The sequence below is a fragment of the Pseudomonas sp. 3-2 genome (genome assembly GCF_019710535.1).
GTDB classification, from domain to species: Bacteria; Pseudomonadota; Gammaproteobacteria; order Pseudomonadales; family Pseudomonadaceae; genus Aquipseudomonas; species Aquipseudomonas pharyngis.
In genome coordinates, this window is record NZ_CP081200.1 from 4,235,932 (window position 1) to 4,260,724 (window position 24,793).

The window sequence follows — 24,793 nt, forward strand, 5'->3', positions numbered from 1 at the left end:
GAACCCGTGGGCTATTCTGCTGCCCACTCAAGGTATCGACCGTTTCAGAAAGGAGGTTTGAATGCGTACCCTCGAATTGGCTGGCGTGCAGGTGCCGGTGATTGGCCAGGGCACCTGGCGCATGGGCGAAGACCGCTCGGCGCACACGCGTGAAGTCGCGGCCCTGCGCAGCGGCATCGAGCTGGGCATGACCCTGATCGACACCGCCGAAATGTACGCCGAGGGCGGTGCCGAAAGCGTGGTCGGCGAAGCCATTGCCGGCCTGCGCGATCAAGTGTTCCTGGTGAGCAAGGTCTACCCGCACAACGCCAGTCGCAAGGGCATTCCCCAGGCCTGCGAGCGCAGTCTGCGCCGGCTCGACACCGATTACATCGACCTCTATCTGCTGCATTGGCGCGGCCAGTATTCGCTGGAAGAAACCGTCGAGGCTTTCGAGCGTCTGCGCGAGGACGGCAAGATCGGCCGCTGGGGCGTGTCGAATTTCGACGTCGATGATCTTGAGGAACTGTCGAGTTCGGCCTGCGCGACCAATCAGGTGCTGTACAACCTGGAAGAGCGCGGCATCGAATTCGACCTGCTGCCGTGGTGCCAACAACAGCGCATGCCGCTGATGGCGTACTGCCCGATCGGCCAGGGCGGCGCGATGCTCGCCGAGCCGGTGTTGAAACAGATTGCCGCTCGTCACGGCGTGACCCCGGCACAGGTTTCGCTGGCGTGGATTCTGCGTCAGGATGGGCTGATTGCAATTCCCAAGGCCGTGCGCCCGGAACACGTGCAGCTCAATGCACAAGCGGCGCAGCTGCAACTCGATGGCGGGGATCTGGCGGCGCTGGACCAGGTGTTTCAGGCGCCAAAACGCAAGCAGCGGCTGGCCATGGTCTGAGCCACCGCCGACTGACAGAGGGCTTCGCCATGAGAAGCACTGATCAGGACGATCCATTCAACCTGCAACGCTTCGTGCTTGCCCAGGACCCGGTGTTCGAACGGGTCCAGCGCGAGCTCCGCGAGGGCCGCAAACGCAGCCACTGGATGTGGTTCGTGTTCCCGCAGTTGGCCGGGCTCGGCGGCAGCGAGATGTCGCGGCGGTTCGCGATCAACTCGGCGCCGGAAACCCGCGCCTACCTCGACCACCCGTTGCTCGGCGCCCGGCTGCGAACCTGCACGCAGCTGGTGCTGAACGCACAGCAGCGTTCAATTGCCGAAATCTTCGGCCATCCAGACGACCTGAAATTCCACTCATCGATGACCCTGTTCGCCCAGTTCGCTGACGACGACAGCCTCTGGCATCAGGCGCTGGAGCGTTTCTTCCACGGCATTCAGGACGAGTGGACCCTGCAACTGCTGGACTCAAAACAGGCCCAGTTGCCCCCCGATCAGGGTTGAGAAATCGTCGTCGACAAACGGCAGGATCGCATCCGCCACCGGTTGCAGCTGGCGAGTGATGTAGTGGTCGTAGTCGATGGCCGCGCGGCGCACTTCCAGCGGCTCTGGGCCGGCCAGGGTGATGACGTAGCTGATCCAGCCACCGTTCTGGTACTGGCGCGGGCGACCGTGTTGCGCGTTGTAATCATCGGCCAGCCGCGCGGCGCGCACATGGGGCGGCACGTTGCGTTCGTAATCGTCGAGGGTGCGGCGCAGGCGCTTGCGGTAGACCAGTCGCTCGTCGAACTCGCCGGCCAGGGTCTTGCGCACGTAATCGCGCACGTAATCCTGATACGGCTTGCGCTGGAAGATCCGCTCGTACAGCTCCTGCTGGAATTGCCGGGCCAGCAGCGACCAGTCGGTGCGCACGGTTTCCAGGCCTTTGTAGACCATTTCCTCGCTGCCGTCGGCGCGGGTCACCAGGCCGGCGTAGCGCTTTTTGCTGCCTTCCTCGGCACCGCGAATGGTCGGCATCAGAAAGCGCTTGTAGTGGGTTTCGAACTGCAATTCGAGGGCGCTTTCCAGCCCGTACTGCTCGCGCACATGCTCGCGCCACCAGTCGTTGACGTGTTGCACCAGCGCCCGGCCGATGGTTGCCGCCTCTTCCTGACCGTGGGGGCGACGCAGCCAGACGAACGTCGAGTCTGTATCGCCATAAATCACCGCGTGGCCCTGGGCTTCGATCAACTGCCGGGTGCGCAGCATGATCTCGTGGCCGCGCAGGGTGATCGATGACGCCAGTCGCGTATCGAAAAACCGGCAGCCGCTGGAACCGAGCACACCGTAAAAGGCGTTCATGATGATCTTCAGCGCCTGGGACAACGGCGCGTTTTGCTCACGCTTGGCGGTCTCGCGGCCCTCGGCGACCCGGGCGACGATGGACGGCAGGCAATGCCGGGTGCGAGAGAAACGAGCGCCGCGAAAACCTGGCACCGAGTCGCTGTCGTCAGGATGCTGCAAGCCTTCGATCAACCCCACCGGATCAATCAGAAAGGTACGAATGATCGACGGGTAAAGGCTCTTGTAGTCGAGCACCAGCACCGATTCGTACAGCCCCGGTTGCGAGTCCATGACAAACCCGCCGGGGCTGGCCTGCGGTGGATTGGTGCCGAGGTTCGGCGCCACAAAACCCTGGCGGTGCATCAGCGGCATGTACAAATGGGTGAATGCCGCCACCGAGCCGCCGCTGCGATCCGCCGGCAGGCCGGTGACGCTGGCGCGCTCGAGCAAAAACTTCAGCAACTCGGTCTTGGCGAAGATCCGCGTGACCAGTTCGCAGTCCTTGAGGTTGTACTTGGCCAGCGCCGGTTTGTCCTCGGCGAACATGCGGTTGATCTCGTCCATGCGCTGGTACGGATTGTCGATGGACTTGCCTTCGCCAAGCAGGGTCTGGGCGACGTTTTCCAGACTGAACGAGGGAAAGCTCCAGGTCGCCGAACGCAGGGATTCGATGCCATCGATGATCAACCGCCCCGCCGCTGCCGCGAAGTAATGATTGCGGCTACCGTGCTCGCGCCACTGCATTTCCTCGCCGCCGCGCCCGAGTTTGAGCGGCACGCCGAGGCGCCGGGCGTGTTCGTGGAGGATACGCAGGTCGAACTGCACGAGATTCCAGCCGATGATCGCGTCTGGGTCGTGGCAGGCGAACCAGTCGTTGAGCTTCTTCAGGATCAGGGTGCGCGACTCGCAGTACTCGAGATCGAAATCGACGATGCTGGCATCGCCATTCGGTGCGCCGAGCATGTATACCTGGCGCTCGCCGCAACCTTCCAGGGCGATGGAGTACAACTCGCCCTGCTCGGTGGTTTCGATGTCCAGCGAGACCAGCCGCAGTTGCGGGCGATAGTCAGGTGAAGGTTTGAGGTGGGCGTCGAGCAACACGCCGTCGGCATCGGGCGTGCCGCTGAACCAGACGGGCGCGGTGATGAAACGCTCCATCAGGTAGCGCTCGGGCGGTCGCACGTCGGCTTCGAAGACATCGACACTGTGCCGGTTGAGCGCGGTTTCGAGGCGCATCAACTGACCGTGCTGCTGGCAATACAGCCCAAGCACCGGGCGATGCTCGAAATCCTGCAGGGCCAAGGGGCGCAGTTCGACGTTCTTTTCGTCCGCCAGCACCCGCTCGGCCTGCTCGCGCTGCGCCGCCGGGATGAACGCCACCGACGGCTGATGCGGCAGGCGCACACGGCGCGGCCCGGCGTCGGTCGCCAGCCAGAACTCGACTTCGGTGCCGGCCGGGGTGTCGCGCCAATGCCGGGTCAGGACGAAGCCCTGCTGTAAATCCACCACTGCAACCTCAGGAATTGATTCAGACGGGCATTCTACGCGGCATTGCCGCCACCCGTGACAAAGGCCTCGCCATGAAAAACCCGGTCAAATGACGTTTTTTGCGTGTTATCTGCCGTTTTGCGGCCTTGCCCTGCGCGCCTGCGTCTACGATGCTTGGAGAACAACGACAACACCTGAGTAACCGCCATGAAAACCGTCGCCCAGCTGCTCAAGCTCAAAGATCCGAAAAATCAGGAAGTGCACCAGATCAAACCCGATCACATGGTGCTCGAAGCGCTGATGAAAATGGCCGAGAAGAACGTCGGCGCCTTGCTCGTGGTGGAAGACGACAACGTGGTGGGCATCATCAGCGAGCGCGATTACGCACGCAAACTGGTGCTGCACGGTCGCTCCTCGGTGGGCACGCCGGTGCGCGACATCATGGTGGCGAACGTGATCACGGTGGACACCCATCAGACCGTCGACACTTGCCTTGGCATCATGTCCGACAAACGCCTGCGTCACTTGCCGGTGGTGGAGAACGGCAAGCTGATCGGCCTGCTGTCGATCGGCGACCTGGTCAAGGAAGCGATTGCCGAACAGGCCGAACTGATCAAACAGCTGGAGCAGTACATTCGCGGGGAGTGATCAGCCGGGCCAATGCCGCGCAAAGACCGGCGCCAGCACCGGGTGCCGGTCGATGCGCTGCAGCCACGCATGGAAACCGGGTCGGGCCTGGCGCAGGTGTTCGCGGGCACCGGCCCAGCGCGTGACCACGGCCGCCAGCACATCCAGCGCCCCCGGTGTTTCATCGTCCAGGTACAGCTCGGCCGAGAACTGATCGGCAAACACCTCCCAGCTCCAGTGCAGTCGTTCCCGCGCACCCGCCATCAGATTCTGTCGCGAGACCTCGTCCGGCATCACCAGCCAGCGTTCCGGGTAATCAATGATCCCGATGGCCGCATAACAATTGCTGACGATGTACACCAGGCCCCGAATCGCCTGATCGCGGTCAGCGCCGTTGGCCGGCAGCAGGCCGGATTGCGCAAAGCTTTGCCCCAGATGAATCAAAATCGCCGCACTTTCGGTGATGACACTGCCGTCCGGCAGTTGCAGGGTCGGGATCTGTTTGAGCGGATTGAGCCGCGCCAGCTCCTGCGCCGCTTCCGCACTGGCCTCGATATCGATGAAGCGGTAAGCCACCTGGCACAGCTCGAGCGCCGCCTCGATGGCCGCTGCTCCTGAGTTGCGGTGTCCGTAGAGCTGATACATATCCCCTCCTCCACTGCGAAAGGCATCCCGCCTGGCCCTATTTATAGCCGTTGTATCGAATTTGGCACGGATTGCGCATTCATCGGCAGCTTGCGAATCCCTGATCTCGCAAAACAGCGCTGGCGGTGCCCATCCCGCACCAAGAGCAATCAGCGAACGCTATCCGCGTTCTTGTAAGGTGCGATACCGAACCAAAAGTTCGCGTATCCGAGCTGGCAACAAGGAGTTCACCGCGTGAATCTTCATCTGCTGCGCCACCCTCTTCTCTCCATGCCCGTTTACCTGCGCCGCGTTCGCCCGCCGAACAGTCCGTGCATTCCTTTTATTACCTGAACACCTTCACTATTTATTTTTTAAATAGCACGCAAGCAGTCATTGCGTGCGCGCTGCATTAATGAATGCCAGAACAGATTGTTCGACAATAACTTTCAGACAGCACACCCGTACAACTTTTGCTGTTTGGAGTTGATGCTCGAAGCGCACCAAAACTGCACTTCCAGTCATTACATCGTTCATGCAGAACGACCGACTTTACTTAAACAAGAACAAGGAACATCGCCTGTGACCCGCTAAAACCCTGACCCGCACCAAATCAGTCCGCCACGCACCATCACGCGCCCTGGCCGACACGAGAACAGCCGCTCTATCTCGCTGAACAGCGCGATACCGCGCCAGAGCTGTCTCGCCCTGAAAAAAGCCCTGCAAACAGGGCCATCGGGACGACATGCGCCCAGGAAAACCGGCCTGTTTAATGAAACTTATATAAATGCGACATACGTATAACCCATGAAATAACCGATACACATTTGGTCACTCTTTGGCACAGCGGTTGCTATTGCATCAACCATGAGGGCAAGAATGATGTTCGCCACTCAATTGCACACTCACTTATAAAAGAACAGCCACGGACCGGATCAATGAACCATCGAAGTCGACGTTACTGAAGCAATAAGCTGCACAAGCCCTGTTCAATAGATAGTTCAACTATCGGCTTCTGCACACCTGTATGAAAGTTGCGACCACTCACTCGAACAACGCGGTGTTGTTCGAACGGCACCTTATTGCCCTTCATCCAGCCGAGGGAGCTTTAATGAACGATGCGGTAAAGCACAGAAGTCCGCCGGGGCCCTTGCGGGAAGCGCCGCTCCCGTCGGTTGCGGGCCGGCCCGTGTTTAAGGCCAACACTTCGCAGCCCGGCGGCCTGAACAAACAGCAGATGCTGTTGCTGGTGGCGGTGTCGGCGTTGATACACGGCGGCGCCTGGTGGTTTTTCCAGCAGGCGCGGGCCGAACCGCTGCCCACGCCACCGGAAATTCCGGAAATGACCGTCGAGCTGACCAGCCCGACACCGCCGGCCCCGCCGACACCGGAGCCGCCGCCGCCCCCACCGCCGCCCCCTCCCGAACCGGAACAACCGGTGGAAGACGAGGACGCGGTCAAGCCGCCGCCCAAACCGGTGGAGAAACCCAAACCGATCGAAAAACCGAAACCGGTCGAGAAACCCAAACCGGTGAAAAAGGCCGAGCCGCCGAAAGCGCCGCCCACCCCTGCGCAACCGGCAGCGCCTGCTGCTCCGGCCACCCCGAGCGCGCCACCGGCGCCTGCTGCGGCGCCGGGCCCGGTGAAAGAGTCGGCGGCAATTTCCGGCCTCGCCAGCCTCGGCAACCCGCCGCCGGAATACCCGTCGCTGGCCCTGCGACGCAACTGGGAAGGCAGCGTGGTGCTGCGGATTCAGGTGCTGGCCAACGGTCGCGCCGGCTCGGTGACGGTGACCAAGTCCAGCGGCAAGCCGCAACTGGATGACGCGGCGGTCGCGGCGGTGAAGGCCTGGAAGTTCATCCCGGCCAAACGCGGCGACACACCGATCGACGGCTTCGCCACCCAGACCATCGATTTCAAATTGCCGCAATGACGGCACAACAACCGAACTCACAACCGATTAACGCAAGCGAGGTGTAGCCATGAACGATTCCCTGTCTTCGATGATTGTCCCCGGCGTGCTCTGGGGGCTGGTGCTGTTTTCCGTGGTCAGTTGGGCGATCCTGCTGGTCAAGTCGGCGCAATACCTGCGCCAGAAAACCCAGAACAAGCAGTTCAGCAAAGCCTTCTGGGGCGCGCCGGACCTGCTCACCGCCGCCGAACACGCCAGCCAGTATCCGGGCTCCCTGGCGCGGATCGCCAGCAGCGGTTTCGAAGCCTTGCTGGTGGAAGAATCCCCTCGCACCACCCAACAACTGGCGCACACCATCAACCGTGCCGACCGCCTGGAACGCAACCTGCGCCAGCAGATCCAGAAGGAACGTCGCTCGCTGGAAAACGGCCAGGCGATCCTCGCCAGTATCGGCAGCACCGCGCCGTTCATTGGTCTGTTCGGCACCGTGTGGGGAATCATGGAAGCCCTGCAAAGCATCGGCGCCAGCGGTTCGGCCAGCCTGGAAACCGTGGCAGGGCCGATCGGCCACGCGCTGATCGCCACCGGTGTGGGGATTGCCGTCGCGGTGCCGGCAGTGCTGATCTACAACTTCTTCCTGCGGCGCCTGAAGCTGGCCTCGGCGGACATGGATGACTTCGCCCACGACTTCGACGCCCTCGCCTCGCGCAGCGCTTTCTCCATCAGCCGCCAGGCCATCGCCAAAACCACGGCCGCCGTGCGGGAGGCCAGCTGATGTCCTTTTCCACTCAAGACAGCGATGAAGTGCTCAGCGAAATGAACGTCACGCCGCTGGTGGACGTGATGCTCGTGCTGCTGGTGGTGTTCATCGTCACCGCGCCGCTGATGACCAACGCGATCAAGGTCAACCTGCCGAAGACCGACGCCGTCGCCCCCGCCGAAAAGAAGGATCCGGTGGTGGTCAGCGTCGATCAGGACGGCAAGTTCTTCCTGGCCAAGACCGAGCTGGCGCCGGAATCACTGGAGGCCAGCCTCAAGGAGGTCAAGGCCAAGGATGCCGAAGTACGCGTGCAGCTGCAGGCCGACTCCGCCGTGAATTACGGCCAGGTCGCCAAAGCCATGGCGTCCATCGAGCGCTCGGGCATCACCAAGATATCGGTGATGACCACCCGCTGACGGCGGTGCCGGGCGCGCAGTGAGGGACGCGCCCGGCACCGTTCGTTGAATCCCGTCGCAATCGGCCGACCGAAAAACGCAGCGCGTCTTCGGAGGGGATCGGCTTGCTTGAAGAAAGTGGTTTTCGCGGCGCGGCACCACCGTGCTCCGTGCAAAGAGGGCTCACAAGGCCATTTCGATAAACGTCTAACAAAGTCGGAAACAACCATGCTGATGAACACTCCACGCTTCACGCTCAAACCCTTGGTGGCGACGATTTCCCGCCACCGTTTCGTTCCGTTGTACCTGGTGGCCATGGGGATGGGCGCCGGGGTTCAGGCCGCCGAGGACGACAACAGCGTCCCGGCCGCCGCGGCGGTGGTCGCGCCGACCACGCAACTGCAACGGGTCGAAGTGACCGGTTCGGCGATCCGTCGGGTCGACGCGGAAACGGCGGTGCCGATCACCGTGCTCAAGGCCGATGAACTGCGCAAACAGGGCGTGACCACCACCGCCGAACTGGTGCAGCGCATCACCGGCAGCCAGTCGATCAACAACAGCGCAGGCTCGGTCGGCGCGGCCACCGGCGGCGCCTCGTTCGCCGACATGCGCGGCATCGGCGCGAACAAGACGCTGGTGCTGCTCAACGGTCGCCGACTGGCCAACAACGCCCTGTCGGGCACCAACTCGGCCGGCGGCGCGGTGGATCTGAACATGATCCCGTTTGCCGCGATCGAGCGCGTGGAAGTGCTGCGCGACGGCGCCTCGGCCCTGTACGGCACCGACGCCATCGGCGGCGTGATCAACTTCATCACCAAGAAATCCATGACCGACGGCCAGCTCACCCTCGGCGGCGAAACCCCGACCCACAGCGGCGGCGGTGCGACCAAGGACATGAGCGCCAGCTGGGGCTACGGCGACCTGGAGCAGGACCGCTTCAACGTGCTCGGCGTGTTCAACTACAACAAGCAGCAGAACCTCGACGCCAACGATCGCTCCTTCGCCCGTGACTACGTGCCCGGCCGAGGTCTGGACCAGACCTCCGGCACCGCGTTCCCCGGCAACTACAGCCAGAACGGCAATGCCACCAACCCGCTGGCCAACAGCAATTGCAACGGCCCCAACCTGGTGGCCCGCGACGGCCTCTGCCGCTTCAGCACCCGAGAATTCATCGACCTGGTGCCGCAGACCGAGAAGACGTCGTTCTTCGGCAAGACCACCGGCAAACTGGCCGACGACCACAACGTCAACCTCGAATACTTCTGGTCGCGCAACAACAACGCCACCGCTATTGGCCCAGCGCCATTGACCGGCCTGAGCCTGGATTCGTCCTCGCCCTACTACCCCGGCAACGGCATCACCCCGGCGCCCACCGATTTTGCCCTCGACCCGACGCAACCGGTGGACGTGAACTGGCGCGAAACAGCCGCCGGCCCGCGTGAATCGAAAGACCAGAACACCAGCCAGCGCTTTTTGCTGAGCTTCGACGGTCTGGTTGGCGGCTGGGACTACAACGTCGGCGCCTCGTACAACCAGAACAAGATCGTCTCCAGCGTCACCAGCGGCTACGTCAGCGATCAGGCGATGATCGACGGTCTGGCCAGCGGTCTGCTCAACCCGTTCGGCCCGCAGAGCAGCGCCGGTCAGCAGTACATCGATCAGGCCGCGTACCACGGCGCCTATTCCACGGCGGTCGGTCGGGTCGCCGGTTTCGACGGGCGGATCAGCCGCGAAATCGGTGACTGGTTTGGTGCCGGTCCGTCCGGCCTGGCCCTGGGCGGCGAGTACCGCAAAGAGAAATTCCACCAGGACTTCGAAGCCTTTGCCGGCGACATCCAGAGCCTGGGCATCGACCCGGCCGGCAGCGTCGAAGGCGACCGCAGCGTGAAAGCCGCCTACGCGGAAATCAACGTACCGGTGCTCGACAGCCTGGAATTGTCCGCCGCCGTGCGTCACGACAAATACAGCGACTTCGGCAGCACCACCAACCCGAAATACTCGTTCCGTTATCAGCCGCTCAAGGAGCTGGTGGTACGCGGCGCCTACAGCGAAGGCTTCCGCGCGCCGTCGCTGTATGAGCTGTATTCGCCGCGCAGCATCACCTACACCCAGGGCTACTACAACGACCCGGTACTGTGTACCGGCGGCGTGGTGCAACCGGGCGGCAACGGCGGACGCGATTGCGGTCAACAGTTCCTCAACCAGATCGGCGGCAACGAAGACCTGGCCCCGGAGAAAGCGCGCAACGTGACGCTGGGCTTTGTCTATCAGCCGGTCAGCAACCTGTCCGTGGGCCTGGATTTCTGGTGGATTCACATCTCCAACCAGATCCAGCCGTTTCCGGAATCCACCGTGTTCGATCAGGCCGGCAGTTACCCTGACCGTTTCGTGCGCAACGCCGACGGCACGCTCAACTACATCGTCACCGGCAACGCCAACCTGGGCATCGTCGAAACCAACGGCGTCGATGTGTCGCTGGACTATCGCTTCCCGAACACGCCGTACGGTCAGTTCGGTCTGGGCCTGCAAGGCACCTATGTCGACGAGTACGACTTCCAGAGCACCATCAAGGGCCCGTTCACCGACAAGGTCGGCGACTTCCGGGGTGACGGTGTGATCGCCCGCTGGAAACACAACCTGACCGGTTCCTGGACCTTCGGCGCGGCCCGTGCGGCACTGACCAACCGCTTCACCACCGGCTACAACGACTACGATCGCGAGACCAATGCGCGGGTCGCGTCGTATTCGGTGTGGGACCTGTCGGCCGGCTACACCTTCGACAAGGTGCTGGACGTCGATGCCGGGGTGAAGAACCTGTTCGACCGCGATCCGCCGTTCTCCAACCAGGCCTACAACTTCCAGAGCGGTTATGACCCGCGCTACACCGATCCGCTGGGCCGCACGCTGTTTGCGCGCATGACGTACCACTTCTGAGTCCCGGTCGGGGCCGCGCAAGACTCCGGCCGGCCCCTTCCCCTTGCGAATTCGCATCCCGCAGCGGCCTGCCGCCGCTTCGGGTTTTTCCGGCTCAGAGGAACGACTTCATGACATTCATGCGCAACATGGCCGGCCTGCTGCTCGGCAGCGCGCTGCTGTGCAACGCGGCATCTGCGCTGGCCGGCGGCAGCTACGCGATGACGGTGTACGGCGAAGCACCGAAATACGCCGCCGGTTTCCGGCACTTCGATTTCGTCAATCCCGACGCCCCCAAGGGTGGCTCGCTCAGCCGCGCTTCGATGGAGATCGGTCAGTACAACTACATCACCCCGTATGCCGATCAGGGCATTTCCGTGGTGCAGGTCAACGACTGGGTGTATTCGCCGCTGGCGTTCCGCTCGCTGGACGAGCCCTACACCGTCTACGGTCTGGTGGCGCAAACCATGGAGCGCGATCCCGACGGTCTGTGGGTGCGCTTCAACCTGAATCCCGAGGCGCGTTTCGCCGACGGCACGCCAATCACCGCCGAGGATGTGCGCTACACCTTCGAGCTGTTGATGACCAAGGGCAGCCTGAGTTATCGCCAGCAATACGCCGACGTGCAGGACGTGCTGATCGAAGGCCCGCGGCAGATTCGCTTCACCTTCAAGAACAACCTCAACCGCACCCTGGCGCTGGATCTGGCGTCGCTGCGACCGGTGCCCGAGCACTGGTGGAAAACCCGCGACTTCGCCAACGGCGGCGGTTTCGAACCCCCGCTGGGCAGCGGCCCGTACCGGGTGAGCAAGGTCGATGCGGGACGTAGCATCAGTTTCCAGCGTGACCCGCAGTGGTGGGGCAAAGACCTGCCGGTCAGTCGCGGGATGTACAACTTCGACAGCCTGACCGTGAATTTCTACGGCGACACCGACGTCGCCCGGCAACTGCTGCAGGCCGGCGCGTTCGACTACAACCGCGAGTTTTCCTCGTCCGGTTATGTGGTCGGCTACGACAGCCCGGCCCTGCGCGACGGTCGCCTGCAACAGGCAATTCTCGCCCCGGACAAACCGACCAGCGCCCAGGGGTTTGTGTTCAATCTGCAGAACCCGCTGTTCAAGGATCGCCGCGTGCGTCAGGCGCTGAGCCTGCTGTGGGATTTCGAGTGGACCAACAAGCAGATGATGCGCGGCTTCTACGTGCGCCAGAACAGCTACTGGCCGAAGAGTGAAATGGCCGCTACCGCACTGCCCGACGCCGAAGAACTGGCGATCCTCGAACCGTTGCGCGGACAGATTCCGGACGAGGTTTTCAGCCGCGTCTATCAGGCGCCGAAAACCGATGGCAGCGGCTACATCCGCGATAAGCAATTGCAGGCACTGAAGCTGTTGGCCGAGGCCGGATGGACGCCGAAAAACAACCGGCTGGTGAACGCCGCCGGCGAGCCCTTCGAATTCACCTTCCTCGACGGCCAGGGCGGTTTCGACCGCATGCTGCTGCCGTACAAACGCACCCTGGCGCAGATCGGCATCACCCTGAATCTGCGGCGTATCGATTCAGCGCAGTACATCAACCGGCTCAACGCCCGGGACTACGACATGATCGTCACCAGTTTCCCGCGTAGCGGCGATCCGATCGTCTCGCCGGGCCGCGAGTTGTACAGCCTGTACGCCTCGCAGAGCGCGACTCAGGTCGGCAGCTCCAATTCGATGGTGCTGGCGGACCCTGCGGTGGACCGGCTGATCGACGGCCTGGTTCAGGCCAATACCCGCGACGCCATGGTGCGTTACGCCCGCGCCCTCGACCGGGTGCTGCAATGGGGTGACTACATGATTCCCAACTACTACTCCAAAGGCACGCCGACGGTGTTTCAGAACCGCTTCGGCATGCCACCGGTGCAGCCGATCTACAGCGAAGGCCTCGACACCTGGTGGGAGGTTTCGGCCAAGCCGCTGACCAACCAGCAGATGAGCGCCCTGCGCCAGCTCGCGGGGGGCCAGTGACATGTGGCGTTATCTGAGTCGACGTCTGTTGCTGATCATCCCGACGCTGCTGTGCATTCTGGTGGTCAACTTCGTCATCGTGCAGGCCGCGCCCGGCGGCCCGGTGGAACAGGCCATCGCCCGCCTGCAAGGCTTCGGTGGGCACAGCATGGGCGGCGCCAGCGAAGTAACCGCAATCGGCGGTGCCGGGCGCAGCAGCCGTGGCCTGGACCCGGCGCTGATCGAAGAGATCAAGCACCACTACGGTTTCGACCGACCGATGCACGAACGCCTGTGGTTGATGCTCAAGAATTACGCGCAACTGGACCTGGGCAGCAGTTTCTTTCGCGGTGCCAAGGTCACCGATCTGATCGTGCAGAAGCTGCCGGTGTCGCTGTCCCTCGGCCTGTGGGCGACCTTGATCACCTACCTGATCTCGATCCCGCTAGGGATCCGCAAGGCAATCAAAAACGGCAGCGCGTTCGATGTCTGGAGCAGCACGGCGATCATCGTCGGTTACGCGATGCCGGCGTTTCTGTTCGCGATCCTGTTGATCGTGGTGTTCGCCGGGGGCAGCTACGTCAACTGGTTTCCGGTACAGGGTCTGGTCTCGGACAACTTCGCCAGCCTGAGCCTATGGGGCAAGGTCGGCGATTACCTCTGGCACCTGGTGTTGCCGGTGACGGCGCTGGTGATCGGCGGTTTTGCCACGCTGACGATCCTGACCAAAAACAGCTTCCTCAACGAGATCAGCCGCCAGTACGTGATCACCGCGCGCGCCAAGGGCCTGACCGAAAGGCGCGTGCTCTACGGCCATGTGTTTCGCAACGCGATGCTGCTGGTGGTGGCCGGTGTGCCGTCAGCATTGATCGAGGTGTTTTTCGCCGGCTCGCTGCTGATCGAAACCATCTTCAACCTCGACGGCCTCGGGCGCATGAGCTACGAAGCGGCGGTGTCTCGGGACTACCCGGTGGTGTTCGGCACGCTGTTTCTGTTCACCCTGTTCGGCCTGTTGATCAAGCTGATCGGCGACCTCTGCTACACCCTGCTCGACCCGCGCATCGACTTCTCGGCGAGGACTGCCTGATGTTCACACTCTCCCCTCTGGGCCGGCGGCGCATCGCCCAATTCAAGGCCAACCGTCGCGGGCGCTGGTCGCTGTGGCTGTTCATCGGACTGTGCCTGATCTGCCTCGGCGGCGAACTGATCGCCAACGACAAACCGCTGGTGATCCGCTATCACCACGCCTTCTACTTCCCGATCCTCAGCGATTATCTGGAAACCGATTTCGGCGGCGAACTGCCGTTCCAGCCGGATTACGCCAGCCAGTACGTGCACAAACTGATCGAGGATCAGGGTGGCTGGATGCTGTTCCCGCCGATCCCGTTCAGCTACGACACGGTCAATTACGACCTCACCGAACCGGCGCCGAGCCCGCCGTCCTCGAGCAACTGGCTGGGCACCGACGATCAGGCCCGGGACGTGTTGGCGCGAGTGATTTTCGGCACGCGGATTTCGATCCTGTTTGCGCTGATTCTCACGGCCGTCAGTGCGCTGATCGGCATCGTCGCCGGGGCGTTGCAGGGTTATTACGGCGGCTGGGTCGACTTGCTCGGACAACGGGTGCTGGAGATCTGGTCGGGGCTGCCGGTGCTGTACCTGCTAATCATTCTGTCGGGGTTCGTCTCGCCGAGTTTCTGGTGGCTGCTGGGGATCATGGCGCTGTTTTCCTGGCTGGCACTGGTGGACGTGGTGCGCGCCGAGTTCCTGCGCGGGCGCAGCCTGGAATACGTCAAGGCCGCGCGGGCCCTGGGCCTGACGGACAGCGAGCTGATGCGCCGGCACATTCTGCCCAACGCCATGACCTCCACCCTGACCTACCTGCCGTTCATTCTGACCGGCGCCATCGCCACCCTCACCGCGCTGGATTTTCTCGGCTTCGGCATGCCCGCCGGCACCGCGTCGCTGGGGGAACTGATCGGCCAGGCCAAGCGCAATCTGCAAGCGCCGTGGCTGGGGCTGACGGCGTTTTTTGCCCTGGCGCTGATTCTGTCCTTGCTGGTGTTTATCGGCGAAGCCTGCCGTGACGCGTTCGATCCGCGATCCTGATCCCCGGAGCTGAAATGACCGATAACCTGATTGAAATCCGCGACCTGCGCGTCGCCTTCACCGGGCACGAAGTGGTGCACGGCGTGAACCTCGACATCCGCCGTGGCGAATGCCTGGCACTGGTCGGCGAGTCCGGCTCGGGCAAGTCGGTGACGGCGCACTCGATCCTGCGTTTACTGCCGGCCAAGACCGTCAGCAGCACGGGCAGCATCCGCTACAACGGCGTGGACTTGCTCCATGCCAGCGAACAGCAGATGCGCGGCTTGCGCGGCAACCGCATCGCAATGATTTTCCAGGAGCCGATGACTTCGCTGAACCCGCTGCACACGGTGGAAAAACAGATCAGCGAAGTGCTGGAGATCCACAAGGGGCTCAAAGGCCGCGCCGCGCGCCAGCGCACGCTGGAGCTGCTGGAGCTGGTGGGTATCCGCCAACCGTTGCAGCGTTTGAAGGCTTATCCGCACCAGCTCTCCGGCGGCCAGCGGCAACGGGTGATGATCGCCATGGCGCTGGCCAACGAGCCGCAATTGCTGATCGCCGACGAACCGACCACGGCGCTGGACGTGACCGTGCAGCAGAAGATTCTGGAGTTGCTGATCGAGCTGCAGCAACGCCTCGGCATGTCGCTGCTGCTGATCACTCACGACCTCAATCTGGTGCGGCGCATCGCCCAGCGGGTGTGCGTGATGCGCCATGGGGAAATCGTCGAACAGGCCGATTGCGAAACGCTGTTCCGCGCCCCGCAGCATCCTTACAGCCGCCTGCTGATCGAGGCGGAACCGTCGGGCGCACCGGTGCCGAGTCGCTACGATCACAACCTGCTGGAGGTGGACGATCTGAAAGTCTGGTTCCCGCTGCCCAAGGCGTTGTTCGGCCGCACCCAGCAATACATCAAGGCTGTGGACGGCGTGAGTTTCCGTCTGCAACGGGGCAAGACTCTGGGGATTGTCGGCGAGTCCGGCTCGGGCAAGTCGACGCTGGGCCAGGCGATTCTGCGGCTGGTGGAATCCGAGGGCGATATTCGCTTCGGCAACAAGCATTTGAGCCTGCTCAATCAGCGCTTGATGCGCCCGTTGCGCCGGCAGATTCAGGTGGTGTTCCAGGACCCGTTCGGCAGCCTCAGCCCACGGATGTCGGTGCAGCAGATCATCGCCGAAGGCCTGCTGACCCACGGCATCGGCACGCCCGAAGAACGTGAGGCAGCGGTGATCCGCGTGCTGGAGGAAGTCGGCCTCGACCCGCAGAGCCGCCATCGCTATCCCCACGAATTCTCCGGCGGCCAGCGCCAGCGCATTTCCATCGCCCGCGCATTGGTGCTGGAACCGGCGTTGATTCTGCTCGACGAACCGACCTCGGCACTGGATCGCACGGTGCAGAAACAGGTGGTGGAGTTGTTGCGGCAATTGCAGATCCGCCATGGGCTGACGTACCTGTTCATCAGCCATGACCTGGCGGTGGTGCATGCGCTGGCGCACGACTTGATGGTGATCAAGGATGGCAAGGTGGTGGAACAGGGAGCCTCACGCCAGATTTTTGCGGCGCCGCAGCATGCCTATACCCAGGAACTCCTGAAAGCCTCCGGCCTGGCCTTGGCAAAAACCGGGGGTGAGTTGGTTACAGCAATCTGACCTTCAGTGCTTTCAGATTTATTTTCCGGCCACTGCATCCAAACGCCTCCGTCAGGGGTAGTCCCTGTAACAGCCCTCTTTCGGCTGTCAGCGGTTTACCCTTTTCGGAGAAACACTGATGAACATCACTCAACTGATCGGCCTCACCGGTTTGCTCGCCGTCGCCTCGACAAGCTTTGCCCAAAGCAGTTATCCCGACGCGATCAAGGTGCCGGACGGCCACAAGATCGCGATGGAAACCACCGGGGTCGGCGAGATCACCTACGAATGCCGGGACAAGGCCAATGCCGCCGGCCAGACCGAGTGGGTGTTCGTCGGCCCGAAAGCGGTGCTCAACGATCGCAGCGGCAAACAGGTCGGCACCTACTTCGGCCCGCCCGCCACCTGGCAGGCGCAGGACGGTTCGAAAGTCACCGGCACGCAACTGGCCGTAGCCCCCTCGAGCCCGGGCAACCTGCCCTATCAACTGGTCAAGGCCAACCCCGCCGAGGGCAAAGGCGCGATGAGCGGCGTGAGCTACATCCAGCGCGTCGCGCTCAAGGGCGGCGTGGCACCGGGCAGCGAATGCACGGCAGCGAACAAGGGCAAACAGGAAGTGGTGAAGTACCAGGCCGACTACATTTTCTGGGCGGCGAACTGAGCCTGACTGGACGTTTGGCCGATGCTTGCTAGATTGCAGGACATGCCATTACCCGAAACCGCGTTTGACTACGAAGCCCGCCTCGCCGCCTGTGCCCGCGGCGAGCGCGGGGCCCTGCGCGAATTGTATGTGCAGGAAAGCCCGCGGCTGCTGGGTGTCGCCCGGCGTCTGGTGCGTGACACGGCACTGGCCGAAGACATCGTTCACGATGCGTTCCTGAAGATCTGGGCCGGCGCGGCGGGTTTCGATCCGGCGCGCGGTTCGGCCCGGGGCTGGATGTTCAGCGTGACCCGGCATCTGGCGCTGAATGTGCTGCGCAATCACCATCAGGAAACGCCGCTGAACGACAGCAACGAATTTCCGGCGATTGATGACGGGTTCGAGGCGCTGGCGCAATCGACCCGCATCCATCGCTGCCTGCATCAACTGGAACCGCAACGCCGCCGCTGCATCCTTCACGCCTACGTCGACGGTTACAGCCACGCGCAGATCGCCCAGCGCCTCGACACCCCGCTGGGCACCGTCAAAGCCTGGATCAAACGCAGCCTCAATGCGTTGCGGGAGTGCATGGGATGACCACCGAATCGGCGCAGGACCGCGATGAACTGGCCAGCGAATACGTGCTCGGCACCCTCTCGGCCGAAGCGCGCGCCGAAGTGCAACGACGCTTGCCCAACGAGCCCGAGCTGCAAGCGGCCGTGGATGCCTGGGAGCGACGTCTGCTGGAACTGACCGACCTCGCCCCGGCGCATCAACCTTCTTCGCAGCTGTGGCAACGCATCGAGCGCAGTGTCGGGCAACTCACCCACAAGAGGGCGCCAGAGATTTCCTGGTGGAACCGCCTGTCACTGTGGCGCGGCTTGAGCGCTGCGGGGCTGGCCGCGACCTTGTTGCTGGGCTCGATCCTGTTGACCCAGACCACGCCGAAACCGAGCTTTCTGGTGGTGCTGGTCGCCCCGCAGGACAAGGCGCCGGGCTGGGTGATCCAGGCCAGCAATCCACGGGAGATTCAGTTGATTCCGCTGGGCGTGGTCGAAGTGCCGGCTGACAAGGCGCTGGAGTTCTGGACCAAGGCCGACGGCTGGCAGGGGCCGGTGTCGCTGGGGCTGGTCAAACCGGGCCAGGCGCTATCGATCCCGCTGGACAAGCTGCCGCCGCTGCAACCCAACCAGTTGTTCGAGCTGACGCTGGAAGGCGCCAACGGTTCGCCGATCGGCAAACCTACCGGGCCGATCCAGGCGATTGGCCGCGCGGTGAAGGTGCTGTGACAAACCATCATCGGCGTCGATGTTCACCATCACGTCAATGAAGTTCTCTTAAAAAATCCCGGGCGTAACATCCGCTCCATACCAAACAAACAACACCCCCGGAGCAAAAATCATGAAACGCCAAGTCATCCTCAGCATTGCCCTTTCGGTTCTGGCCTTCAACGCATTTGCCGCCAAACCGGCCCACACCATGATCGCCGAAGGCGGTTCGGATCGTCTGATTGAACGCCGCGTTGCCGAAGGTGGCTCGGATCGTCTGATCGAACGCCGTGTTGCCGAAGGTGGTTCGGATCGTCTGATTGAACGTCGCGTTGCTGAAGGTGGTTCGGATCGTCTGATTGAACGCCGCGTCGCTGAAGGTGGTTCGGATCGTCTGATCGAACGTCGCGTTGCCGAAGGTGGCTCGGATCGTCTGATCGAACGCCGTGTTGCTGAAGGTGGTTCGGATCGACTGATCGAACGCCGCGTTGCCGAAGGTGGTTCGGATCGTCTGATTGAACGTCGCGTTGCTGAAGGTGGTTCGGATCGTCTGATTGAACGTCGCGTTGCCTGAATGAATGGCTTGACCGCAACAACCCAGAAAAAACCCGGCTCCCGTCAGCCGGGTTTTTTTATACCTTTTTGATCGTCCTCAGCCCTTGGCCATGCAGCGCCGATAACGCTCGTCGACCCGTTTGGCAAACCACGCCGTGGTCAGTTTGCGGGTGATCTTCGGGCTCTGCAGCACGATGCCCGGCAACACCGCACGGGGCAATGTCTTGCCTTCCGCACGCTCCGCCAGTTCGAAGACCCGTTGATACAGTTTGGTCTCCTCGAAGGCCAGGCTATCGCCCTTCTCCAGTTGATCGCGGATCACCGGATTGCGCATGCCCAGGGATTTGCCGAGGGTGCGCACCGCCAGTTCGGTACTGCCCGGCATGATCGCACCCGGGCGGATCAGGTCGCCATCCAGCGCCAGCGGAATCCCCGACGCGCGGCTGACCGCGTTCTGAAACGCTGCGTTGCGACTGGCGTACCAGCCGGCGTTGAAGTCGGCGAAGCGGTACAGCGGCTCGCGGTAACTCACCGGATACCCCAGCAGATGGGCAATGCCGAAATACATCCCGCCGCGACGGCTGAACACCTCGCGACGAATGGTGCCGTCCACCGGGTACGGGTAGTCCTTGGCGTGCTGCTCGGCGAATTCGATGCTGACCTGCATCGGCCCGCCGGTGTGCACCGGGTTGAAACCGCTGAACAGCGTACGACCCATCGGCACCGAGCCGATGAAATCATCGAAAATCGCGCTCAATTCCTTTTCGCTGCGGGCGGCGCTCAGGCGTTCGCTGTAGGTCTTGCCGTTGGGCGAGCGCACCTGCAAGGCGCCGCTGACCAACAGGCTTGGGATGTGCACCTTGGCGGCGCGGCGATCGATTTCGTCACGGGCAATTTTGCCCAGGCCAGGCACCGGCGGATCGACCTGGAAAGTGGATTCCTGCTCGGCGACGGCCAGCACCGAACACAGATTCTGCGTGGTCGGGCTGATGCCCTGGGCGGCGAACGCGGCGTAGATGTCAGTGGCCCAGCCCTGACGGTCGGCGGTTTTTGCCGGCAGCAGGCGCACGATCTGCGCCTTGACCTCGGCGGGCGGGCGCGGCGCCGGTTCTTCGCTGCGTTGACCGGCGCAACCGGCCAGCACCAGCAGCGCGGCGAGGCTGACGAATAATCGAGGGGTGTGCATAACGCTTCATCCAGTCCGTTGAGCCGGGTTAACCCTACGCTCAATCGCAGGGTGCAGGATAGGACTGCGGGCCGGCGGCGCTGTTCCATCGTCCCGTTTGGCAGGCCGACTGGCCGCCCTCGCCGTCTGATCCATACTTGCTGCTGCACACTCAGTGGCAAGCCTCAGGTCAGGACACGCGAGGAGGACAGACCATGAACCGCAGTGATGTTCTGATCATCGGCGCGGGCCCCACCGGGCTGGTGCTGGCCCTGTGGCTGAGCAAACTGGGCGTGCGCGTGCGCATCATCGACAAGACCTCTGCCCCCGGCACCACTTCGCGGGCGCTGTCGGTGCAGGCGCGCACCCTTGAGCTGTACCGGCAACTGGATCTGGCCGATACGGTGGTGCGCAACGGTCATCGGGTGGCCGCGGCGAATTTCTGGGTCAAGGGCAAACCGGTGGCGCAGCTGCCGCTGAACCGGATCGGCGAAGGCCTGACGCCCTATGCCTTTCTGGAAATGTACCCGCAGGACGAACACGAGCGGCTGTTGATCGACCGCCTCGAAGACTACGACGTGACCGTCGAGCGCAACACGACGCTGGAGAGTTTCACGGAAAACGGTGACGGCCTCACCGCGCACTTGCGCCTGCCGGATGGCGAGCAGGAAATCTGCCAGGCCTGCTATCTGGCCGGGTGCGACGGCGCTCGTTCAATCGTGCGCAAGACCCTCGACACCGGTTTTCCCGGCGGCACTTATCAGCAGATTTTCTATGTCGCCGATGTGCGGGCCAGCGGTCCGGCGCTCAATGGCGAGTTGCATCTGGACCTGGATGAAGCGGATTTTCTGGCGGTGTTCCCGCTGGCCGGCGAAGGCCGCGCGCGGCTGATCGGCACCGTGCGCGACGAGCGTGCGGATCGCGCCGAAACCCTCGAGTTTTCCGATGTCAGCAACCGCGCCATCGAACACCTGAACGTGCACATCGAGGACGTCAACTGGTTCTCCACCTACCGCGTGCATCACCGGGTGGCGGATCACTTTCGCAAGGGCCGAGCGTTTCTGCTCGGCGATGCGGCGCACGTGCACAGCCCGGCCGGCGGTCAGGGCATGAACACCGGCATCGGCGATGCGATCAACCTGGCGTGGAAACTCGCGGCAGTGCTCGGCGGCGCGGCCACGCCCGGGCTGCTCGACAGCTACGAAACCGAACGCATCGCCTTCGCCCGGCGACTGGTGTCGACCACCGACAAGGTCTTCAGCTTCGTCACCGCCGAAGGCCGCATGGCCGACCTGTTGCGCACACGGCTGGCGCCGTTCCTGATTCCGAAAATGGCCTCATTCGAGAGCAGCCGCGAATTCCTGTTTCGCACCGTCTCGCAAATCACCGTCAACTATCGGGGCATGGCGTTGAGCGAAGGCGTGGCCGGGCACGTCCACGGCGGTGACCGCTTGCCGTGGGCCCATGATGGTGAGGGGGACAATTACGAGCCGTTGCGCCAGCCGTGCTGGCAGGTGCATGTGTACGGCGACACCAGCGACGAGATGATCGCCTGGTGCAATGAACATCACTTGCCGCTGCACGTGTTCGACTGGCGTCCGGCGTTTGAAACGGCGGGCCTGGGGCGCAACGGCTTTTACCTGCTGCGCCCCGATACCTACGTGGCGATTGCCGACAACAGCGCGGATCCGAAGGTGATCGAGCGGTACTTTCGTGACCACGGGATCCGGCCGTTTTTCAATTGCCCTTGAAGGATCAGATCCCGGCCAGGGCCAGGTCCATCGCGAAGTAGGTGAAGATCAGGTCCGCACCCGCGCGCTTGATCGCGCCGAGGCTTTCGCGCACCACGCGATCTTCGTCGATGGCCCCGGCCTGGGCGCCGAACTTGATCATCGCGTACTCGCCGCTGACCTGATACGCCGCCAGCGGCAGGTTCGAGGCTTCGCGGATGTCGCGGATGATGTCCAGGTACGCGCCGGCCGGTTTGACCATCAGCGCATCGGCGCCTTCCTGCTCGTCGAGCAACGATTCGCGCAGGGCTTCGCGGCGGTTCATCGGGTTCATCTGATAGCTTTTGCGATCGCCCTTCAGCGCGCTCCCACCGGCCTCGCGGAACGGGCCGTAGAGCGCCGAGGCGAATTTGGTCGAGTAGGCCATGATCGGAATCTGCGTGAAGCCGGCATCGTCCAGCGCCCGGCGAATCGCCCGCACCTGGCCGTCCATCGCTGCCGACGGCGCGATCACGTCGGCACCGGCACGGGCTGCCGCCACCGCTTGTTTGCCGAGGTTGATCAGGGTCTGGTCGTTGTCGACTTCATGGTTGTGCATCACGCCGCAATGGCCGTGGTCGGTGTACTCGCAAAAGCAGGTGTCGGACATCACGATCATTTCCGGCACGGCGTCCTTGGCGATCCGCGACATGCGCGACACCAGGCCGTTTTCACGCCAGGTGTCGCTGCCGTTGGCGTCCAGGTGATGGGACACGCCGAAGGTCATCACCGACTTGATTCCGGCCCGAGCGTAACGCTCGATTTCGCCGGCCAGTTTGCGCTCGGGAATGCGCATCACGCCGGGCATGCTCTTGATCGGCACAAAATCGTCGATCTCTTCTTCGACGAAGATCGGCAGCACCAGATCGTTGAGGGAAAACTCGGTTTCCTGGAACAGGCTGCGCAGGCTCGCATTGCGGCGCAGACGGCGTGGACGTGCTTCGGGGAACTGACTGGACATGGGGCCTTTCCTGAAAACAGCGGATGAGACGAAAGTCGTAGGGGGCGAAGCTTATGCCTTGCGGGGATCGGGGTACAAACCTGGATCAATCAACAGTGCGTTACCGGGCACGCAACAATCTGCGCCCCCGGTTCCCGCAGAATCAGGAAGGAATGGTCAGGCCGCGCACAACCGCCGGCCGCGCGAGGAAGCGCTCCAGCACCCGGGTGACGTTCGGGAAGTTGTCGATGCCGACCAGATCGCCCGCCTCGTAGAAGCCGATCAGGTTGCGCACCCACGGAAACGTGGCGATGTCGGCGATGGTGTAGCGCTCGCCCATGATCCAGTCGCGCCCTTCCAGGCGGGTGTTCAGGACGCTGAGCAGGCGGCGGCTTTCTTCGACGTAGCGGTCACGGGGACGCTTGTCTTCGTAGTCCTTGCCGGCGAATTTGTTGAAGAAACCGAGCTGGCCGAACATCGGGCCGATCCCGCCCATCTGGAACATCAGCCACTGGAGGGTTTCGTAGCGCAGCGCGCCTTCCTGGGCCAGCAACTGGCCGCTTTTGTCGGCGAGGTAGATCAGGATCGCGCCGGACTCGAACAACGGCAGCGGTTTGTCCTCTGGACCGTGGGGGTCGATGATCGCCGGAATCTTGTTGTTCGGGTTCAGCGACAAGAACTCCGCAGACATCTGGTCATTGGTGTCGAAGCCCACGCGGTGCGGCTCGTAGGGCAGGCCGATCTCTTCAAGCATGATCGAGACCTTGACGCCGTTGGGGGTCGGCAGGGAATAGAGCTGAATCCAGTCAGGGTACTGCGCCGGCCATTTCTGGGTGATCGGGAACGCGGACAGATCAGTCATGTGTAGCATCCAGTCACAAAATGAAAGGCCTGAGCATAATCCACGATCAGCGCTCTGGCTCGGGTTCTTTACACCCTCGCCCGTCGGCTTACTTAAATCCGCAACATCCTGTGGTTAACCTTCCCTCCAACCGCACAGCCTCAACGGTAAAGTGCGGCGCACTCAAGCGGATCGAACCAAACGGGCCTCAGGGGGCTCCAAGCAAGCCAGTGATGACAGGGAAAACAGCCGGCGCACAGGCACCGGTGCAGAGGTTTGTCAGCCTTAACCGAACAGACTGAAGAATCCTTATCTCATGACGAACTTGATGAAAGTCGCCAGACGCTTCAAACATCGCGCGTATGTGGCCCTGCCCACCCTGCTGGCAGTCAGCGCGCTGTTCCTGTCGCTGGAATCCAGCGAAAGCCGTGCGCAACCGGTGGACGGCACCCAGACCCTGGTGTTCCTGCGCCATGCGGAGAAACCGGCCGGTGGTCTCGGCCAGCTCAACTGCCAGGGCCTGAACCGGGCCATCGACCTGTCGACCCTGCTGCCGGAAAAATTCGGCAAGGCCGACTACGTGTTCGCCGCCAATCCGACGCGCAACGTCGAGGAAGGCGAACTGGACAACTCCTACAGCTACATCCGCCCGCTGATGACCATCAGCCCCGCCGCGATCAAACTCGGCCTGCCGGTGAACATCGAGTTCTCGGCCAACGACACCAGTGACCTGGCCCGGGAGCTGATCGACGACAAGTACCACAACTCGACCATCTACACCGCGTGGTCCCATGGCTACCTGCCGGAGCTGATCAACAAGGTGGCGGACAAGGCGGTCGGCGGGAAGCAGAAGATCACAGAGGATTGGGAATCCAGCGATTACGACTCGCTGTATGTGCTGACCCTGACCTGGCACAACGGCAAGGCCAGCCTGCAGAGCCACAGCTACAAACAGGGACTGGATAACGGCCAGGAAAGCTGTCCGACCTGAGTTTG

Annotated in this window: 22 protein-coding genes; 17 read left to right on the plus strand and 5 right to left on the minus strand. The window is 62.8% G+C overall.

What is annotated here, in order from left to right; translation table 11 throughout:
- Nucleotides 1-61: 61 nt before the first annotated feature.
- Nucleotides 62-883 carry an aldo/keto reductase gene (locus tag K3819_RS19120; RefSeq protein WP_221397717.1) on the plus strand — a complete coding sequence of 274 codons (822 nt, stop codon included), beginning with the start codon at nt 62-64 and terminating at the stop codon, nt 881-883.
- A gap of 29 nt (nt 884-912) precedes the next feature.
- Nucleotides 913-1,383: a DUF1810 domain-containing protein gene (locus K3819_RS19125; protein ID WP_085612734.1), complete on the plus strand. Its 471-nt coding sequence runs from the start codon at nt 913-915 to the stop codon at nt 1,381-1,383.
- Here the strand turns inward: K3819_RS19125 and K3819_RS19130 are convergent.
- Complete coding sequence (locus K3819_RS19130; protein ID WP_221397718.1) at nt 1,348-3,708, minus strand: DNA polymerase II; 2,361 nt, start codon at nt 3,706-3,708, stop codon at nt 1,348-1,350. The two genes, K3819_RS19125 and K3819_RS19130, sit on opposite strands and share 36 nt — an antisense overlap.
- Nucleotides 3,709-3,897: 189 nt before the next feature.
- Here K3819_RS19130 and K3819_RS19135 point away from each other — a divergent pair, with 189 nt between their 5' ends.
- The gene (locus K3819_RS19135; RefSeq protein WP_011335068.1) at nt 3,898-4,338 is read left to right on the plus strand and encodes a CBS domain-containing protein; all 441 of its coding nucleotides are present in this window, start codon (nt 3,898-3,900) and stop codon (nt 4,336-4,338) included.
- On the opposite strand, the gene K3819_RS19140 is transcribed toward K3819_RS19135, so the two are convergent.
- On the minus strand, nt 4,339-4,962 hold the full coding sequence (locus K3819_RS19140) for a glutathione S-transferase N-terminal domain-containing protein (RefSeq protein WP_221397719.1): 624 nt from the start codon (nt 4,960-4,962) through the stop codon (nt 4,339-4,341).
- 1,090 nt (nt 4,963-6,052) lie between these two features.
- Here K3819_RS19140 and K3819_RS19145 point away from each other — a divergent pair.
- The 12 genes from K3819_RS19145 (at nt 6,053) to K3819_RS19200 (ending at nt 19,101) form a co-directional block, all read left to right on the plus strand.
- Nucleotides 6,053-6,874 carry a TonB family protein gene (locus K3819_RS19145; RefSeq protein WP_085612737.1) on the plus strand — a complete coding sequence of 274 codons (822 nt, stop codon included), beginning with the start codon at nt 6,053-6,055 and terminating at the stop codon, nt 6,872-6,874.
- Nucleotides 6,875-6,923: 49 nt separating this feature from the next.
- Entirely contained in the window at nt 6,924-7,628 is a 705-nt protein-coding gene (locus K3819_RS19150; RefSeq protein WP_039770206.1) for a MotA/TolQ/ExbB proton channel family protein, read from the plus strand.
- Entirely contained in the window at nt 7,628-8,029 is a 402-nt protein-coding gene (locus K3819_RS19155; protein ID WP_007959059.1) for a biopolymer transporter ExbD, read from the plus strand. The genes K3819_RS19150 and K3819_RS19155 overlap by 1 nt, the downstream gene beginning before the upstream one ends.
- Nucleotides 8,030-8,236: 207 nt before the next feature.
- Nucleotides 8,237-10,942: a TonB-dependent receptor gene (locus K3819_RS19160; RefSeq protein ID WP_085612738.1), complete on the plus strand. Its 2,706-nt coding sequence runs from the start codon at nt 8,237-8,239 to the stop codon at nt 10,940-10,942.
- 110 nt (nt 10,943-11,052) lie between these two features.
- Nucleotides 11,053-12,924, plus strand: a complete 1,872-nt coding sequence (locus tag K3819_RS19165; protein WP_221397720.1) for an extracellular solute-binding protein — start codon at nt 11,053-11,055, stop codon at nt 12,922-12,924.
- A gap of 1 nt (nt 12,925) precedes the next feature.
- Nucleotides 12,926-13,990, plus strand: a complete 1,065-nt coding sequence (locus K3819_RS19170) for a microcin C ABC transporter permease YejB (protein ID WP_221397721.1) — start codon at nt 12,926-12,928, stop codon at nt 13,988-13,990.
- Nucleotides 13,990-15,012 carry an ABC transporter permease gene (locus tag K3819_RS19175; RefSeq protein WP_221397722.1) on the plus strand — a complete coding sequence of 341 codons (1,023 nt, stop codon included), beginning with the start codon at nt 13,990-13,992 and terminating at the stop codon, nt 15,010-15,012. The genes K3819_RS19170 and K3819_RS19175 overlap by 1 nt, the downstream gene beginning before the upstream one ends.
- 14 nt (nt 15,013-15,026) lie before the next feature.
- Nucleotides 15,027-16,640, plus strand: coding sequence for an ABC transporter ATP-binding protein (locus tag K3819_RS19180; protein WP_221397723.1), 1,614 nt, complete (start codon nt 15,027-15,029; stop codon nt 16,638-16,640).
- Nucleotides 16,641-16,758: 118 nt separating this feature from the next.
- Nucleotides 16,759-17,280 carry a DUF3455 domain-containing protein gene (locus K3819_RS19185; protein WP_085608292.1) on the plus strand — a complete coding sequence of 174 codons (522 nt, stop codon included), beginning with the start codon at nt 16,759-16,761 and terminating at the stop codon, nt 17,278-17,280.
- Between the two features lie 42 nt (nt 17,281-17,322).
- Nucleotides 17,323-17,856: a sigma-70 family RNA polymerase sigma factor gene (locus tag K3819_RS19190; RefSeq protein WP_178076492.1), complete on the plus strand. Its 534-nt coding sequence runs from the start codon at nt 17,323-17,325 to the stop codon at nt 17,854-17,856.
- Nucleotides 17,853-18,548, plus strand: coding sequence for an anti-sigma factor domain-containing protein (locus K3819_RS19195; RefSeq protein ID WP_085612744.1), 696 nt, complete (start codon nt 17,853-17,855; stop codon nt 18,546-18,548). Before K3819_RS19190 ends, K3819_RS19195 begins: the two co-directional genes overlap by 4 nt.
- Before the next feature lie 112 nt (nt 18,549-18,660).
- Nucleotides 18,661-19,101: a hypothetical protein gene (locus K3819_RS19200; RefSeq protein ID WP_011335081.1), complete on the plus strand. Its 441-nt coding sequence runs from the start codon at nt 18,661-18,663 to the stop codon at nt 19,099-19,101.
- Nucleotides 19,102-19,179: 78 nt separating this feature from the next.
- Here K3819_RS19200 and K3819_RS19205 read toward each other — a convergent pair whose 3' ends face one another.
- Nucleotides 19,180-20,268: a DUF1615 domain-containing protein gene (locus K3819_RS19205; protein WP_085612745.1), complete on the minus strand. Its 1,089-nt coding sequence runs from the start codon at nt 20,266-20,268 to the stop codon at nt 19,180-19,182.
- 194 nt (nt 20,269-20,462) lie between these two features.
- Between K3819_RS19205 and K3819_RS19210 the strand changes: the two genes are divergently transcribed.
- A complete protein-coding gene (locus tag K3819_RS19210; RefSeq protein ID WP_221397724.1) occupies nt 20,463-21,998 on the plus strand; it encodes an FAD-dependent oxidoreductase in 1,536 nt (511 codons plus the stop codon).
- Between the two features lie 4 nt (nt 21,999-22,002).
- Here the strand turns inward: K3819_RS19210 and hemB are convergent, their stop codons facing one another.
- A complete protein-coding gene (hemB, locus tag K3819_RS19215) occupies nt 22,003-22,977 on the minus strand; it encodes a porphobilinogen synthase (RefSeq protein ID WP_085648205.1) in 975 nt (324 codons plus the stop codon).
- Between the two features lie 142 nt (nt 22,978-23,119).
- A complete protein-coding gene (locus K3819_RS19220) occupies nt 23,120-23,818 on the minus strand; it encodes a glutathione S-transferase family protein (RefSeq protein ID WP_064597941.1) in 699 nt (232 codons plus the stop codon).
- A 295-nt stretch (nt 23,819-24,113) separates the two neighbouring features.
- Here K3819_RS19220 and K3819_RS19225 point away from each other — a divergent pair, with 295 nt between their 5' ends.
- Nucleotides 24,114-24,788: a histidine phosphatase family protein gene (locus tag K3819_RS19225; protein ID WP_221397725.1), complete on the plus strand. Its 675-nt coding sequence runs from the start codon at nt 24,114-24,116 to the stop codon at nt 24,786-24,788.
- Nucleotides 24,789-24,793 lie beyond the last annotated feature (5 nt).